Below are 18095 nucleotides of genomic sequence, written 5' to 3' on the forward strand. Positions count from 1 at the left end.
TCCGTAGGGGCCAGACAACGTTAGTCGCAAGGCGAGAAGTTCTCACTTCTGCTTTTCTCAACTTTTATATGATATCAAGTTTTCCCCTACTTGTCAAGATTAAAACTATCTTTTTTTAATTTTTTCTAAATAGTTGCCGACAATGACCTTACTGGTTACGAGAATAGTAAATCTCATGTGGTTTTACACGATTCCCTAGTAATTCAGAGACTGTAACAAAGCTATAGCCTTGTTCCTGTAAATACTCAATTACTTTTGGAAGCGAATTTACTGACGGCTGATGGATATCGTGCATTAAAATGATAGATCCATTGCTTGCCTGACGCTGAATTTCTGTCAAAATTGCTGCTTCATTTTTACTCTTCCAATCCAAACTATCCACATCCCACATGATAAAGCTTAAATCAAGATTATTGCGAATATCATCTGAGATTGCACCGTATGGTGGTCGCATCAATTTAGAGCTTTTCCCAAGTACTTTTGTAATAGCATCTTCGGTATCCGTAATTTGTTTCTTAGCATCTGCCAATGACAGTTTTGTTAAAACCGGGTGATTCCAACTATGGTTTCCAACTTCATGACCTTCAGACTGCATACGTTTAAGGATTGACTCATTGCCTGCAATATTCTTTCCTTGAACAAAGAAGGTTGCTTTGATTTTATACTTGGCTAAAATATCTAAAGCTTGTGGAGTTGTCTTTCCATCTGGTCCATCATCAAAGGTAAGAGCTACTACTTTTTTATTTTTCTCAGCCTGAGCCTTCTTATAAAGTTCTGCATCCTTTTCAGTTAGATAGGACGATTGGATAACATCAAAGAAGTCTGAAATAGGCAAAGCTATTTCTTCTACATTATCAGTTGCTTTGATTGGATAAAGAACCAATTGACTATCTTTGTAAGCAAACTTCCAAGATGATAAATCGGTAGCTGAAAAATCGGCTATTACTTGATCAACAAGAGTTTGTTCAAGCTTTTTATCTTGGAGCGTTGACTTGATATTCTCAAGAAATGTTTCTTTGGCTTTGCTAGCATCTGTAAAGAGCTGATCTAACGTAAACAGAGTCCCATCTTCCTTAAGATAAAGCTGATCTAACGATGTATTTTCTAATTCCACCACAGTAGAATCACTCAGGTCATAGGCCTGTTTTTTTACAAGATGGCTCTCCACACCTTTGATGGAAGAAGAATCTTTTTCAAAGTAGTAAAAGATCAAATGTTCTTTATCTTCTACCTTATCCGTGATATCTTTTACAATGATATCCTGAACAGAGGTAATGACCTTGTCCCCCGTCATAGGATAGTAGGTAATGATTTCTGCCTGCCCTTTACGAAAATGCTCTTTCTGACTTCCTTGTGAATAGGCATCATCTTTTTCTTTTTTCAGTGCTTCAATTTTTTGCTCAAAAGCTTGCTTGGTCAAGACTTTATAAGCAATACCTGCACCTAATGTTAGGATTGTGAAGAATAGAAGCCCCACAATAATCCATAAATTTCTTTTCTTCTTGTCATTTGTTTTACAATTTGTTCTTTTTTTAGTCATAGTCTTATCATATCAAATCAGGCCTATAATTTCAATGATAAATAGGAAAATGTCCATTTTTAAAGAAAAGAAAGGTAAAAGAAAGAGGTTGGGACAAAAGATCCCGACCTCACTTTTTATTTGCAATCAAACTTTGACGCGGTAGCTGATTGGACTTTTTGTTCGTCTTTTAGACTCCTAAAACTCCTAATCATCTTCGCGGGGCTGGGACTACGAAATCGAGACTTTGTCTACCGATTTCTGTCCCACCGCCTTTTCTTAATTAAAATCGAATGATTTCTCTTGTTTTTTCATAAGAAGAAACGAAGCGGTTTGTTACACCTGGCTCAGCAACTTCCAAAGCTTGAGAAATCTTTTCGAAAGATGCTTGATAATCAAAGGCATTTTCAAAGATTTCTAAAGATTCATGGAAGGCTTGTTGAATCCCTTCATCAAATGATCTGTAGCGGTTAGAGTATTGAAGTAATTGTTCAGTCAAGGTAGCATGTTGTACGATGCTGTATGTTTCTGTTTCCAGAATTTCCATATCGTGAGTTGCAATTTCTAAAATACGGTTGACAGACTCAATGTTGACTTGCGACTGTTCTAACTCTGCCATCAAGTCTTCGGTACTGTGGCTAGCTGCAAAGAACAATTTCAAGAAGCTCTGTGGGATTCCTGGAAGATTTCTCTTTTCCATGTAGCGCTTGATCGTGTGGAGGCGATTGACGTAAACATTTGCCTTTTGACGAGCATTAACATCATCTTTTTCAATTTGCACCAGACGTTCGCTCACTGAAACTTGATCATCTTCAATTTCTTTTAATGTAGCTTGAACATTTTCTAAACGTTCTTCCAATACAGAGTAAGCTTCTGAATATTCCTCTTGTTCTGAAGTCAAATCACTAACTGTAACTTCTAGGGAATCCAAATCCACTTGAAGACGACGGACGTGATTGACATCACTCTCAGACATCAAGTAAGTTTTGCTCAAGCGTTCAATATCTTTTACCAAGACCTGATTGTTGTCTTTTAAGTGGTCAAGATAGGTTGGAAGTGTTGACAACAAGTTTTCAACAACCTTTTGAGAAGCAATCTCTCGTGTGAAAATATTATAGAGAGCATTGATTTCTTCTTGAATCTGAGTGTTTTCATATTCAGCATTATCCAATTCCAATTTTTTAATATTTTCTTGGTTATTTTTCAATGCTTCATACAACAACTGCAAACGTGATTCAATGTCAGTTTCTACAAAGTGATAGTTGGCATCAAGCAACTTACGATAGCCAACCTCCAGATCTTCAAGTTGATCAGGGAGTTCTGTCGTTAGTTTAGTAACAATTGCTGGAATTCTCTCTACGATATGTGTCAAAGCGAGAATATGGTTTTCAGCATTATCCAAAATTCCTGCTGCTTCAACTGGATCTCCTGAAGAGTTTAGCGTCACAAATTGAGAAAATTCAGATTGGATGTTCTCCAATTGTTTTTCAATTTCAGGAAGTGCTTGACCATATTTCTCAGAATCTTCTGCGACCGCCTTCTGTAAGCTTTCAAATAAATCTAAAGCATGCAAGACACGACCACTATTTTTTGATTCTTGTTTTTCTAGATCTGCCAAAGCATTTCGAATGGAAGCAATATCTTCTTCGATAAGGGTAATCTGGCTTTCAATTTGATCAATTTTGTGTTGAGCTTTCAAGAAGCGAAATGAATTATTGTACCCTTCTGCTTCAAACAGATTATTCTCAATATCTGCAAATGAGTTGAGGGATAGGTCTACCCATTTTTGGTTCCACTCTCTAAATGCAATCTGACTTTGACCAATCAGATGCATATTCTTAACAGCTTCTACTTCATCGTTAACTGGAAGGTTATACAACTCTTCCTTTCTTCCTTCTAGTACTGCGAGCCTCTTTTCATTTCGTTTGCGTAACAAAATCGCTACAACATAAGCAATGATCAGAAGAGTCGCGATTACAATCATAATAATAATCAACAGATTATCAGACATATCAAACTCCTTTTTATACTTGAAACAATTGTAATGATTATATCATATTTTTCAAACCATGGGAACTATTTCCAAATTTTTTTAAACGTCAAGCGTACTGTAAACAGCATTTTCTTCAATAAATTCTCGACGTGGTTCTACGCGGTCACCCATGAGCATATCAAAGATTTTATCTGCTTCTGCAGCATCATCAACTGATACACGCGCCATGAGACGATGTTCTGGGTTCATAGTTGTTTCCCAAAGTTGATGGTCATCCATTTCTCCAAGACCTTTATAACGCTGAATAGTTGGTTTTGAACGTCCTTCACTATAGCGAGCTAAGGCTTCCTGTAGACGGATTTCTTGATCTGCTCCTGGTTGGATGTATTCTTTAATTTCACTGCCGACCTTAACACCGTAAATTGGTGGTTGAGCGATATAAACATAACCTGCTTCTAAAACGGGTTTCATATAACGATAAATCAAGGTTAACAAGAGGGTACGGATGTGAGCTCCATCGACATCGGCATCCGTCATGATAACGAGTTTTTGGTAACGGGCCTTGCTAACATCAAATTCAGCACCAAAGCCTGTTCCCATAGCTGTGAAAAGGCTACGGATTTCTTCATTGGCAAGGATTTTATCCATGCTGGCCTTTTCAACGTTGAGGATTTTACCGCGAATCGGTAAAATCGCTTGGAATTCACGGTCACGACCAGACTTTGCAGAACCTCCCGCTGAATCTCCTTCGACGATGAAAAGTTCAGTTTCAGCTGGATTGTTTGAGGAACAATCTGCTAATTTCCCTGGAAGGTTTGAAATCTCTAAACCAGATTTCTTCCGAGTAACCTCACGCGCACGCTTGGCTGCTACACGCGCCTTAGCCGCCAGAATCCCTTTTTCAACGATACGCTTAGCAATCTGTGGATTTTCCATTAGGAAGTCTGAAAATGCTTCACTAAAGAGGCGATTAGTAATCTTGACAACTTCACTATTTCCAAGTTTAGTTTTCGTTTGTCCTTCAAACTGAGGATTTGGATGTTTCACAGAGATAACGGCGGTCAATCCTTCACGGACATCCTCACCTGTCAGATTATCTTCGTTATCTTTTAGGAGTTTGTTTTTACGAGCGTAGTCATTGATGACACGAGTTAGGGCTGTACGGAAACCTTGTTCATGTGTTCCACCTTCATGTGTATGAATGTTATTGGCGAAACTCATGACATTTTCATGGTAACCAGTTGTGTACTGCATGGCTACTTCAACTGTGATGTCATCCATTTCTCCATCAGTGTAAATTGGATTTTCAAAAATGACATCCTTGTTTTCATTGATAAACTCAACGTAACTCGCAATCCCACCTTCGTAGTGGTAGTGTTTTGTTTGTTCAAGTCCCTCACGTTTGTCAGTGATGGAGATTTGAAGGCCACGGTTCAGAAAGGCGAGTTCTTGGATACGTTTGTTTAATTTATCGAAATCAAAGGTTGTTGTTTCTGTAAAAATCTCTGGGTCTGGAATAAAGTGTACTGTTGTACCTGTTTTATCTGTATCTCCAATCACCTCAAGGTCAGCAACAACATGTCCACGACGGTATTCTTGGTAATGGATTTTTCCGTTTTTATGAACACGAACATCCAACTGAGTTGAGAGGGCATTTACAACTGATGAACCTACACCGTGGAGTCCACCTGAAACCTTGTAACCGCCACCGCCAAATTTACCTCCAGCGTGAAGAACGGTAAAGACAGTTTCAACGGCAGGACGGCCTGTCTTTTCTTGAATATCAACAGGGATACCACGTCCATCATCAACAACCGTGATAGAGTCATCTGGCTCAATAAAGACCTGAATATGACTAGCAAATCCCGCCAAGGCCTCATCGATAGAGTTATCAACGATTTCCCAGACTAGGTGGTGAAGACCTTCTTTTGAAGTCGATCCGATATACATTCCAGGACGCATACGAACGGCTTCCAGACCTTCCAAAACTTGAATCTGACTGGCATCATAATCCTGTGCCTGTTGGTTTTTGATTTCTTCTGTCATTTTTTCCCTTTTTCTTATTTTCCTTTTTCTTATTTTCCTTTTTCTTACATGTCTAATACTTGTCTCAATGTCACGATATTTTCAAAGAGATGCGTCGCTAAGCCAGCTGCTTGTCCAGCTTCAATGTCTATAGGTCGATCACCAATAACGATGCCAGAGCTTATCTTGTACTTATCTCGCAAATAAATCATTGACTCTGGATTGGGTTTTCTCTTGAAGCCAGAACTAGCTGTTACTACTTCTGTAAAATAGGCAGCAATTCCAGTCTTTTCAAGGATTTCCAAAACTTGGTCATTGCGATGCGAAACTAAAAAGTTCCGTCCTCCCTGGTCTGAGATTTCCTCCAATAAAGCAGGTACTCCCTCAAACAAGGCAGGATGTTCAAGCTCTCGCGCTTCGTTTTCCTTGTATTTTTCTAAAAAATTCTCTATTGTTGGGGCAAATTGGTCAATCGCAAAAGCAGTTGACACTTTCAAAGCATTGTAAACTTTATCATGTTCTTCTTCGATTCCAAATTGAGCTAATGTTTCCACAAAAGCAGCGGTCGAAGTCTCATAATTATCAAGTAAAGTTCCACCTAAATCCCAGATGTAATCGTGATATTTCATACCCTTCATTATAGCATTTTTTTATCAAAAAAGCGACGATTTCCTTCTATTTTAACAGTAAAAAACGAGAAGAATCCCCTCATTGATAGATTCCTCTCGTTTTAGTTAATCTAATCCAAACACATCACGATAGAGCATGGCTTCTCTCAAAGCATCAGCATCGCCACCAAGTTGTTCCACTAAGTTGTAAGCAAAGGCAAGGGCAGTTGCTGGACCGCGACTGGTGGTCAAGTGACCATCGACAACTACTGTTTCCTTGCGATAATGGCCATCAGCAATTTGCTCTTGGACACCATCATAGCAGGTGAACTCTTTGTCCTTGAGGAGACCGGCTCGATTCAGTACAATTGGTGCTGCACAGATGGCAGCTACTTTTTTACCGACTTGTTCACATTTTTGAAGTTCAGCAATCAAAAGTTCATGATCGCGTAAATTTGTTGATCCTGGCATACCCCCTGGTAAGACAATCATGTCGTACTCAGATAAATCACCATCAAACACACGATCTGCTTGTACTTGGATGGCATGTGATCCCGTCACTCGGGCTTCAAAACCAACCATATGACAAGTAATATTGGCACGACGTAATACGTCCACAACTGTTAGGGCTTCGATTTCTTCAAAACCATCTGCTAAGATAACTGCTACTTTAACCATGATTTACTCCTTATTTAACTTTTTTCAAAACAACTTTTTTCCGTTTAAATCTTGTCTTACCGCTCTTTTCATCGGCTAGATGCGTTTGATAACTCATCGATAGAAGCAGACCGACACCAATCAGATTACTGATAATGGCTGAGCCCCCTTGGGAAATGAATGGTAGAGGAATCCCTGTCAGAGGTAGTAGGCCTGTCACTGCACCGATATTTTCAAAGATATGGAACAAGAGCATCATAATAAATCCAGTTGAAATGTAGGTATAAAATTGGTTATTGGACTTGAGAGTGATTTTTAGCATTCGATAGATAAGTAGAAGATAAAGTGTAATTACAAGGACAGAGCCGATAAAACCAAAATCTTCTGCAATGACGGTAAAAATCATATCACTCTCACGAACGGGAATGAGGAGATTGGATACATTAAATCCTTGACCAAACAAGCCTCCACTACCGATGGCGATTTGCCCTTGCGCCTGTTGATAGGTGGTCGTTTGAGCATAATCAAAGGGATTGAGCCAGGCAAGGATACGGTTAATCTGATAGGTTGGCATCCCAATCTGATGCATGAAAGCACGCCCATCTTTTGTGATGAAAATTGCCAAAAATCCTGCGATTCCCGATACAGCTGTTACAAAAATTGGAATGATGATTTTCCATGATACTCCAGAAAGCAAGACCAGTCCCGCAAAGATTGCGACAAAGACCAAGGCCGTTCCTAAGTCACTCTGCAGGGCCAGTAAACCTAAGACTGGTAGTGTAAAGATAATCATCCACAGTATCAAGAGGAAGTCTAAAGGAATCGTTCGTTCACTTTCCTTGTGTTTCTGTGTGAATTGAACAATGACCCGAGCCAAGATCAAAATATAGGAAATTTTCATGAATTCGGAAGGTTGGAAAAGTGTCACTCCTCCAATTGACACCCAGTTTTTAGCCCCTGTTGCTGCGACTAAACTAGGGTTATAGAAAACCAAGGGTAAGACCATTAGGACTAGACCTAGGGCGTAGAGATAGGGAGTCGCCTGCCATAAAAATTTTGTATTAAAAAACATGACTACAAAGCTGATGATAATTCCCAAGACGATCCATGCTAGTTGCTGACCGAGAATAGGCCAAATATTATGTGGATAGTCATGACTGACAGCAATGTAAATAGCCACAACTCCAATCACCAGCAAACAAAATACTGGTAAAATCAAACTATAATCGACTCGAGAGTCGAGAGAACGTTTCATAAAGGTCTCCTTCATTCTTTCAGATGTTTATTTTATTTTTTTGTGTAAAAATTCTTGAACTTTTGAAAATACTTGCTCTTTGCCAACTTCTCTCACTCGACTAGTCTGTGACAAAGCCTTGCTAATCTGCTTTCCATATCGCTTGCTTGTCATTCGGCTATCCAAGATAAGGACAGATGAGCGCTGTCCAAGACGACGCATGGTTCTACCAATCGCTTGTTTAAGGCGAATAATAGCCATCGGCAGTTGGTAGTCGTAGAAAGGATTTTTCCCTTCAAGGCGAAGTTCCTGATTCATTTTTTTCGTAAAGGGATCTTCTGGATTTTGGAAGGGCAAGCGTGTTACCACTTCAATCACTCGAGGGTGAGTCGCAAAATCAACTCCCTCCCAAAAACTTCCTGTCCCTAGTAAGAGTTGAGAGTCTCCTCTTTCAAATCGTTTCTTGAGTTGAGCCGAATCTCCGTTTTTATATTGGGCTAGATGAGAAAGAGATAGAGAGTCTGATACCTGCAACAAAAGGTCTTTTGAAGTAAATAAAACGAGCATGGGTTCCTCAAGATAGGACAAATCTTCCAGCACTTCTACGAGAGCTTGAGCATAGTCTTCTTGAGAGGTTTCTGTCACCAATGGAAAATCCTTGACGAGCAAAATTTCTTGATTTTCTTGAAAATTCTCATCCAATTTGTCAAAAGCTGCATGAGGAAATCCCATTAGTTCTGGTAGAGATACTCTGCTACTAATTTCCAAGGTCGCAGAGACAGCTAATAGCTGACAAGTCTCAGGAAAAATCTGTGAAAAGAGCAGACGTTGATTGCGACTGGAAGAAATGACAATCTTCTTGCTAGACAAGTCTGAGGCTGATAGCCAAAATTCTCCATCAGTGCAGAAAAATCGCTGATAATCTTGGAAACTTTGAACTTCTAACTCTGAGAAATCCTGTTGGAGCTGTGCCATTGTTGTCGCAGGGCATATTCTTCGTTTGCCAGATAGGAACTGGTCCATCAAGTGACAAAGCTCAAAGCGAATACTCTCCATCAAGCGTCTCTGAAGCGTCCCTTTTTCTCGAACTAAGGCTTGATATAGCTGGTCTACTATGTCGTTTAAAACGAAACTCTTCTGCGAAAGATTTTCCAAAGTTAATAAGATCTTCTGGGCTTCATCTAAGATCAAGAGACGGCCCTCTAGTAGACTGGGATCGTCCTCAAGTCGGGTAACGAGATAAGCATGATTGGTCACAAGGAGCTGGCAAGAGCGAGCTTTTTTCTGCCCCCGTCTCCAAAAATCCTCCAACCAAAAGAGAGAAGCTTTGGGAAGATTACCATCATGCACCAAGTTTGGCAAAAATTGCTGGTAACGGTAAAGCTGGCCAATCTCATCTAAATCTCCAGTTTCTGTTTCGGTCAACCAAACTAGAAGTTGCATCTTGAAACGTGTGTACAAGCGATTGGACTCTTCTTCCTCTAGTGCATGATGAAAGGCATCTAGTTTTAAGTAATTTTGTGGTCCTTTCAGACTATGAATCGAAAGGTGAAAGACCTCTTCCAGCCTACGAGCTTCTTCTTGCATCACTTGATTTTGTAGAACTTTAGTAGGAACACTGAGAAGGATTCCTTTTTCGTTTTCTAGTGATAAAGCGGGTAACAAATAGCCGTAGGTTTTCCCAATTCCAGTCTGAGCTTGCACAAAAGCAATTTTCTCATTCTGTAGAAAATCTTGAACTTTTTGAGAAAAGCTAGCTTGTGGAGCTCTATCTTCCAAATCCAACAAGGCAATATTGGTTTGGAAATCTTTAGATAGTTTACGTGGAGAAAGGGCTGGTTTTTCTTTTCTTAAAAATAAACCTTGCACTTCTACCAGGTCATGTTCAACTAGGATGGACTGCTTCTGATAAACTTCTTCAATAACTAGATAAGACTCATATAATAAACCATCTGACAAACTTAACAAGCGCTCCAATAAGCCTTTTGGCAGTCCAAACATTTTTTGTCGCATACAAAGAAAGAGCTCTGCTGTTGCTTGGGCATCTGATAAGGCAGTATGGGCTTTTTCTAGTGAAATTCCCAACTCTTGACAGAGAATCCCCAGATTGTATTTTTCAAGTTGAGGATAAAATACCTGGGCCAACTCCACTGTATCGATACGGGGAGTGCGCAATTCATAGCCCTCAAAAAAGAGAAATTCTGCCAACAAATTGGCATCAAACTGGACATTGTGCGCAACAAAAACACCGTCCTTGACCAAGTCAAAAATTTTTCCAGCCACCTGAGAAAACTCCGGTGCCTCTGCCAGTCGCTGATCGGTCAAACCCGTTAATTCTTTGATATGAGAATCCAAGGGTTCGTGGGGATTGACATCCGTTGCAAATTGGTCAACAATCTCGCCATTTTCAATGACCACGATTCCCACTTGGATAATTTTTGCCTTTCTTCCGGTACTGGTCGCCTCTAAATCCACGACAACATATCGATCATTTCTAAAATTCATCATTAAAAATTATATCAAAATTTACACAATTTGACATCCATGAACTTTATTGGAAGGGTCAAGTTTCTTGCAAGTTTTTCTAAAAAATGATTGAATAGAAATGTAGAAAAGGAGGGACATCATGAATCCATTAGATTTGTTTAATCAAGTAAAGGAGCTAATCGAGAAAAAAGATTTGGCTGCAGCAAAAACCTTTGTCGAAGAAAATAAGGACCAACTCGGTGAGTATCTTAACCAAGCACAAGCTTTAGTTTCAGGCTCAGAAGGAATCGGTAATCTTGTTGATAAGGTCAAAGGCCTCTTCTAATCCTTAAAAGGCACCTGAAAACCTCAGGTGTCTTTTTGTATCCTCTTCATGAAGACTGGGATATGCTGACTAATCGTGGTTGGCAAGACTACAAAGTTGTCCTCAGCTAGAGTTTGGGCAATGGCTGAATGTAGATAGGTAGCTACCGTCACTCTTTCATAGAGACTTGCTTGGGGAAATTGGCCTGCAAAGCCAGTGATCATCCCCGCCAAAGTATCACCCATTCCTCCAGTTGCCTGATAGGGACCGCCAACACTCAGCTGATAACAATCAGCTTGACCAGCTTGCCAGATTCGAGTCGCTGGTCCTTTTTGGACTAAAATCGTCCCTGAAGGAAAACTCATCAAAGCCTCTCCTGTTTTCTTGCTTCCTTGGGAATCCAAATCTAAGCCTGACAAGACTTGCCATTCCCTTTGGTGAGGAGTTAAAACTAGATGGGCTTTGGGAAATTTCATTTCAGCCTTCGCTAAAATAGATAGGGCGCCACCATCCAGTATGAGAGTCTGGTCTTGATTTGAATGATGAAAGACTGTTTGAAGAAGCTCTTCTCCACGCTTATCATCCACTAGCCCGGGTCCGACCAAGACAACACTTGCTTTCTGTAACTGTTGCTCAAGTAATTGCTTATCATCAAGGTCAAAAGCCATAGCCTCCGGAAGATGGGTATGAAGAGCTGGAATATTTTCTTTATCCGTTGCTACTGTCACCAAGCCTGCGCCACTTTTAACAGCCCCTAAGGCAGCCATAATAATCGCTCCCCCATAGGGATAAGTCCCCCCGATCAAGAGAAGACGGCCATAGTCTCCCTTATGACTAGAACGAGGACGCTCGATGATCACTTTTTTCAGTAGAGCTTGATCAATCTCTTTCATACACTACTCCTTCAACTTAACCTTACTATGTAACACTTGATTAACCTTAGTATTCCAATCCTGTAACCCTTCTCCCTTATAGTCTAGGTAAATCACTCTATCTTGTAATTGACTAGAAATCAAACCTTCAAAACAAGCCTTATCTTTTGACGGGATGATACACAAATGAAGAAAGGTATCCAAATCTAAACTATCTCTTACCTTCGCAACATGATAGCCATCAAAGATATAACCTGGTGCTTGAATTAATTCTTCATACAGAAAATGAAAACTAACGCCAGGAATGAACTTTTCTTGCAATTCCTCCTCAGACGGTGCCCGTCCTAACAAACGCTCCATAGCGAGTCGGTAACCCGAAGTCGTATTAGACCATCCAAACATGATATAGTCAAAATAGTCTGCTGGATCAGAAGCTGCATTACGACTATCTGTAACTAGCTCAGCCCCACTTTTACCAAATACTTCTACCGCCGACATGATTTTTCCAGTCTGAAAAATAGCCTGAGCCACCTCAACTGTACAAGTATGACTACAATAATTGGAAGTAACCAACTTCCTCTGGATATCATAGGTAGAAGCTACAAGGCGATGACTTGGTCTGTAGGGAGGAAAATAGCTATGCTCTTGCAAGTAATCATGAATTCGTATATTTAATTCATGATTCTCACATTCCACAATGGTCTGACGATGATGGTCCTGTTCGTAAGCAATAAACTTTGCTAGCTTCTCCAATTCCCATTCTTTAATCTGAGGATAGTTTTCAAGAGCAAATTGATACATCCCATCCCACTGGAGACTAAAATCTGCATTACAAATCTTTACAATCATGGTCCTTCTCCTCACATTCTCTTACTTTCATTATACACCTCACTACCCAATTAATAAAGAGAGTGGGACAGAAATCGGTAATTCGTTAGAATTCGATTTCGTCGTCCCACCTCCGCACAGTTGAGTAGGGCTGTAAAAGCTTATGAAATCAGCGTAGTAGAGCCCACTTCAATCACTGCGTCTTGAACTACACTCCAAAGACAATTGAGAGGCTAGGACTTTTGTCCCAGCCTCTTCATTTATAATGATTAGCTGTTTTATAGCTGAGAGTTATCAGTATTACTTTTCTTTACGTCTAACAGTTAGTAGAGCTACTGATAAAACAAGACTGAGACTTGCTAGGAAGACAGCTGTATCAGATCGACTTTCACCTGTTTCAGGAAGTCTTGTTGAACTTGATTGACCTGAAGTATTTTCAAGAACATTTCCATTAACTGCTGGTCCATGAGCTGATTCTACTGGTTCTTGATTTTGTTTTTTATAGACAATCGCATAAAGTCCTAGATCTTTGGTGACAAATTCAACTGTGTTACCTACTAGCGTCACCTTTTGAACCTGCAAACCTTGATCTAAGCTCATGTGATAAACCTCTTGAACCTGACCCTTGACTGGCAATCTCACTAGAACTGCACCCTTTGGATCAACCATTTGGTTATCTTTATCTAGCAATTTCACTTGATAAGCATCGTATTGCTTACCAGCTAATTCTTGGCGTAGAACCTTGTGAACTTGAAGCTTGAGATTAGCATCCAAGTCTTGAGATAGCCCTGCTACCAGAACTCCAGTTTCCTTATCAGACAAGATTCGAACCTCTGCAGCTGATTTTTCAACACTTGGTGCTGGTTCATCGCCTACTGTAGCTACTGTTCCTGTGTATTCTGGCAACTCATTCTTAGCTGCTTCTACTGCATTGACACCACCATCAAATTCTGGGATTTCTACTACTGGAGCTGGTTCGTCGCCTACTGTGCCGATTGCATCTGTGTATTCTGGCAATTCATTCTTAGACGCTTCTACTGCATTGACACCACCCTTGAATTCTGGGACTTCTACCACTGGTGCTGGATCGTCACCTGCTGTACCGATTGCAGCTGTGTATTCTGGCAACTCTTGCTTAGCTGCTTCTACTGCATTGACACCGCCCTTGAATTCTGGAACTTCTACTACTAGAGCTGGCTCATCACCTGCTGTGCCAACTGCCTCTGTGTATTCTGGCAACTCATGCTTAGCGGCTTCTACTGCATTGACACCACCTTCAAATTCTGGGACTTCTACTACCGGAGCTGGTTCGTCTCCTACTGTGCCGATTGCATCTGTGTATTCTGGCAACTCATTCTTAGCTGCTTCTACTGCATTGACACTACCTTCAAATTCTGGCACTTCTACCACTGGTGCTGGCTCGTCGCCTTTACTTATTGTCGGTGCTGGATCGTTTTCCACTTCTTGATAGAAGGTAGTCATTTCGTAGAACTCTGGTTCTCCACCTTCCCAAGAAACTTTTACCTCAAGAATCCGTGGATTTTTTCCTGAAAGGGCAAAGGTTTGGAAACTTGATCTTACTTCACCCAAATTTTTCCATACTGATTCACCAGCATCATTCAAGGTACGAACTTGGACATTTACTTTTGCACCTTCTGGCAAGTCAGCAATCAAGCGAACATGATTGACCTTGGTTTCTTCAGATAAATGATAAACAAGCTCTCCTTTATCTTCAGTAGCTGCATAGCTAGTCAATACATTACCGTCAGTCATATTTTTCTTCAGGTTATCCGCTTCTTCGCTACCAGTTCCTGTCACTGTAGGATTATTTTCAGGATTGATAAATTCACCATCATTAATCACGATTTCGCTAAATCCTACAAAACGAGCATTATAATCCGCTGTAAAGAGAACACGCATAAACTTAGCAGTTACAGGTTGATCCAGAATACCTTCGATATAACGGTTGCCTGGGTTTGCAGAATCATGTGTCCAGCCGTCGGTCAAGGAATTATCACGAATTTCATTTTCCAAACCATCTCCGACTGTTACAACATCCGTCCAATTCTTACCATCTTCACTGACTTGAATCTTTCCATCACGCAAATAATTACGCTGAGCATCCTGAATATAGGCACGAATCTTCTTGATGTTACGAGTTGTGCCTAGTTTCATGACAATTTCCCCGTTTTTACGTTGATAATCAGAAAATTCTACAAAATTATTAAAGTCCCCATCAAACAGTTGACCTAAATTGTGTACGCGACGAACATCATTAGCACCATAATATTGGTGGATGCCCATAGTGGTTGATAAGAGTTCAGTTGGATCCACTTCTTTTGTCTTAACGACTAATTTTCCAGTAGGAAGCGCTTTGTCCTTATCTGTCTTGTTCACGATGCGTACATAGCGCACTAAGGCGTGTTCTGGAAGTTGGTCAGTGTTCAGCCATTCTACTTCATTTGCTGAATATTCCAGCGTCAAACCTGTTTCACCTGCACCTTCAAGTGCAATTGAACTAGCTTCATGGAGGCGGTCCAATTTCAAGCCAAGATAGCCATTTGCTGGAAGATGATTCCCTTGAGGTAAGGTCATTTCATAACGACCATGACTGTCCACTACTGGCGTTTCTTTCAAGCTGTCGACATTGGTGACGGTCAAATCAGTATTTGGTGTATCGACGTCAACTCTAAAGTCCGCAATTCTCCACCATTTGCTGAGAAGCTGTGTATTACGAACACGAACGTATTGGGCTGTGAAGTTTTGGCTAATATCTGAAATTCGATCCCCAGCTAAGGTCTGAAGTGTCTTCCAGTTTGTACCGTCTGTAGAATATTCGATGACACCAGCTGCTAGTTTGTCACCTTCCCCTTGAACTAGATGAACATGTTTCACTTTCTTAGCTCCACCCAAGTCCATTTGAACCCAAGCATTTTCTGGAGTCACATTCGTTTGATTAGCATGAGCCATCATGGATTCGGTGTTATCTTTGCCATCTTGCATTTGAAGTACACTGGTTCCATACTTGTAAACTAAGTTTGGACTTAGGGTAATGGTTCCTTTTACCTTCTTGCTTCCAAGTTCGAGCGGTCTATTGACAGCAATCTCACGCATGGCAAGCCAAGCATTATCTTTTTTAGCAGTGGCACGCATACGAACTGCTTGTGCCGTAATATCAAGATTAGTAAATTCAAGCGTACGTTCTCTACCTGTGTAGGCTGGACTTGTGAGTGCTACCCAGTCGCCCTGTTCGTTTTGATACTCGACAAGGGCATTTCCGAAGGTATAATTATCGGCTGTCTTTGTTCCTGTAGCAAAACCTAGCGTATGAACCTTAATGGCTTTATTGAAACGAAGACCTACATAATCATCTCGTTCAATAACGGTTGTCGTCTTGACAATCGCATGAGTATCCAAGTCGCCATCTGTTACTTCTGCAAGACCTCCTTCAATCCCCGCACGGTTGGTAATAAAGGTGGTCACAAGTTTATCAGGATGCAGCATAGTCTGGATATGCGTAGCCAAGTATTCCTTTAAGTTATTGATAAATGGACGAATATGTTGCACTCCAAACTCTGCCCGTTCATAATGGTCTACATAGAAGAAGGAATAACTAATGGACTGATCGTAATACTTAACCCCAGCATAATAATGCTCCCAAACCTTAGCATCATTCTTTTCAGCCAGACCTTCTGTCGCTGTCAGCAAAGCTTCTAAAGCATCCATCTGATCCACTGTATTGTCTAACCAGTAGTGGATTTGGTCAATAAGCTTCTTGTCCCCTTTTTCTTTCAGAAGGAGGGCGTCAGCCTTCAAGTTTGCAAAGATATCCTTTAATTCTTTTCTCTCTGCATCTACATTTTGACCAGTCTTCAATTTGTTATAAAAGTCTGTCAATTTAGGTGCAAGCTCAACAGATTCTTCCAATTTTGTGACATGTGGAGGGCGGTTTTGGTTGCGCATATGCTTACCAAGTTCACGAAAGGCTTTTGATACATCACTTTCCTCAAAATTTCCATTGACCACATAGTTAAAGGCCATATCATTGATTCTTTCAGCTTCTTCCGCACTTCTCCATTGTTTCCAACCATACTGAGCCACATCAAAGAGGGCTACCTTTGAAGCTTCGGATTGTTGCATCGGATTTAGCATGATGCCCTGCGCCAAGGACAAATCAACATTGGGATGTAAGAATTTTTCACCACCACCCAGAATCAAGTGTTGCTTGGTATTATCATTACAAGGCCAGTTGATCCAGAAATGAATCGGACGATACTTCTTGCCACCTTCTGTCAAATTCTTCTTCAAATTTGTTAGGAAGGTTTGGTCAACTGCACCCCAAACTTTTCCTCCTGTTAGAGTTAAATGGACCGTTTCTGGAAGGCGTTCGTTGAGCGTACGAAGTTCATCTTCTGTCCCTTGTCCCATATACCAGGCTGGAACGAAAATCATATCTTTACGAAGGCCACTGTATTTTGTTTCTTGTTCAGTTAGCCAATTTGTCAGGTCAGTCATTAACCGAACATAACTATTGTAGCCACCAACAGGCCAGGCCGCATCATCAGCTAGAACCCCAAATTCACGCACACCTGCATCCAGCAATTGGGTGAATTTCGCTTTAATGACATCTAAATCTTGTTTATATAATTCATCCGTGTCAAAACGCATCTTGTTATGCATAAATGGATGGATGGTCCATACATAGCGAGTCTTTGTTTCATTCCCCACACGAGCTAGATCACGAATCTTTGCCATTTTTTCTTCTGGATAGAGTTCACGCCATTTAGCATTGTGATAGGGATCGTCTTTTGGCGCAAAAAAGTACTGAGTTAGCTTTAAGTCGCCACCATAGCGCATCAACTCCTCACGGTTTTCCTTAGTCCAAGGATTTCCATAATAGCCTTCGATAAAGCCACGATTCTTCACTTCTGCATAGTCTTCTACTGTCACATCGCGAAGAACTGGGACAGGACTCTCCTTCAGCATCTGTTTCAAGGTTGTTAGTCCAAAGAAGACAGCATCCGTATCCTTTCCAACGATCGAAATTTTATTGTCCTTCACGCGCAAGACATAGGCATCAATTTTATCGTATAGACCAGACGAAATATCTTGGACATCTTTTTCTGCCAGAGGAGCTTTCCCACGCACTCCAAGGAAAATGTTGGTCGCCCCTTCTGTAGCTTTTGTACTGGTAGTGTAAGACACATTACTAGCTTGGAGAACTTCTTTGGCACGGTTACGTGTATAAATATCTAAGCCATCGCTAAAGACAAGATTTACCTTTCCTTCTAGAGCAGTGACGCCATCGCCATAAGTAACCTTTTGAGGTCTTGGAAATACCGTATATTCTTTTTTAGCTACTTGAGATTTTGCAGCATCAATTTCTGCTTTACTTGCAGGTTTATCCGTCGTGAATGTATCAGCTTTTTCCACCGTTCCATTTACTTCAGCTGGTTTCGTAGGTTCTGTTACTGCATTGGTTTCAGTAGGAGCTACTTCAGTAGAAGCATTTTCTACGGTTGTTACTCCCTTCTCTACTGTAGAATTTTTAGTTTCTACTGGCTTTGA

General features: G+C 40.7%; 10 protein-coding genes, 1 pseudogene and 1 other annotated feature (1 of these 12 cut by a window edge). Of the genes and pseudogenes, 1 reads left to right on the plus strand and 10 read right to left on the minus strand.

The features are described 5' to 3' along the window. Positions 1-60, minus strand: a sequence feature (ribosomal protein L20 leader region); it reaches 71 nt to the left of the window's first position. A gap of 88 nt (positions 61-148) precedes the next feature. The 7 genes from pgdA to QM917_RS06190 all read right to left on the minus strand — a co-directional run bounded on the left by pgdA (position 149) and on the right by QM917_RS06190 (position 10544). Next, positions 149-1540 (minus strand): peptidoglycan-N-acetylglucosamine deacetylase PgdA, encoded by a 1392-nt coding sequence (gene pgdA, locus QM917_RS06160; protein WP_414285256.1) that lies wholly within the window; start codon positions 1538-1540, stop codon positions 149-151. Positions 1541-1802: 262 nt separating this feature from the next. Continuing rightward, positions 1803-3530, minus strand: coding sequence for a septation ring formation regulator EzrA (ezrA, locus tag QM917_RS06165; protein ID WP_371607437.1), 1728 nt, complete (start codon positions 3528-3530; stop codon positions 1803-1805). Positions 3531-3611: 81 nt separating this feature from the next. Beyond that, the gene (gene gyrB / locus QM917_RS06170; protein ID WP_414285257.1) at positions 3612-5558 is read right to left on the minus strand and encodes a DNA topoisomerase (ATP-hydrolyzing) subunit B; all 1947 of its coding nucleotides are present in this window, start codon (positions 5556-5558) and stop codon (positions 3612-3614) included. 44 nt (positions 5559-5602) lie between these two features. Next, a complete protein-coding gene (locus tag QM917_RS06175; RefSeq protein WP_414285258.1) occupies positions 5603-6166 on the minus strand; it encodes an HAD family hydrolase in 564 nt (187 codons plus the stop codon). A gap of 105 nt (positions 6167-6271) precedes the next feature. Further along, positions 6272-6823 carry a DJ-1 family glyoxalase III gene (locus QM917_RS06180; RefSeq protein ID WP_414285259.1) on the minus strand — a complete coding sequence of 184 codons (552 nt, stop codon included), beginning with the start codon at positions 6821-6823 and terminating at the stop codon, positions 6272-6274. 10 nt (positions 6824-6833) lie between these two features. After that, positions 6834-8057, minus strand: a complete 1224-nt coding sequence (locus tag QM917_RS06185) for an FtsW/RodA/SpoVE family cell cycle protein (RefSeq protein WP_414285260.1) — start codon at positions 8055-8057, stop codon at positions 6834-6836. Between the two features lie 27 nt (positions 8058-8084). Then, positions 8085-10544, minus strand: a complete 2460-nt coding sequence (locus QM917_RS06190; RefSeq protein WP_414285261.1) for a bifunctional DnaQ family exonuclease/ATP-dependent helicase — start codon at positions 10542-10544, stop codon at positions 8085-8087. A gap of 118 nt (positions 10545-10662) precedes the next feature. Between QM917_RS06190 and QM917_RS06195 the strand changes: the two genes are divergently transcribed. Continuing rightward, a complete protein-coding gene (locus tag QM917_RS06195) occupies positions 10663-10848 on the plus strand; it encodes a hypothetical protein (RefSeq protein WP_414257997.1) in 186 nt (61 codons plus the stop codon). Between the two features lie 23 nt (positions 10849-10871). Here the strand turns inward: QM917_RS06195 and QM917_RS06200 are convergent, their stop codons facing one another. The 3 genes and pseudogenes from QM917_RS06200 to QM917_RS06210 form a co-directional block, all read right to left on the minus strand. Next, on the minus strand, positions 10872-11720 hold the full coding sequence (locus QM917_RS06200; protein WP_414285262.1) for an NAD(P)H-hydrate dehydratase: 849 nt from the start codon (positions 11718-11720) through the stop codon (positions 10872-10874). A 3-nt stretch (positions 11721-11723) separates the two neighbouring features. Continuing rightward, positions 11724-12548 (minus strand): phosphate ABC transporter ATPase, encoded by an 825-nt coding sequence (locus tag QM917_RS06205; RefSeq protein WP_414285263.1) that lies wholly within the window; start codon positions 12546-12548, stop codon positions 11724-11726. A gap of 279 nt (positions 12549-12827) precedes the next feature. After that, a pseudogene (locus QM917_RS06210) lies at positions 12828-18020 on the minus strand (SIALI-17 repeat-containing surface protein); the annotation flags it as partial. Positions 18021-18095 lie beyond the last annotated feature (75 nt).

The sequence above is a fragment of the Streptococcus infantis genome, assembly GCF_047460685.1.
Classification (GTDB): Bacteria; Bacillota; Bacilli; order Lactobacillales; family Streptococcaceae; genus Streptococcus; species Streptococcus infantis_AD.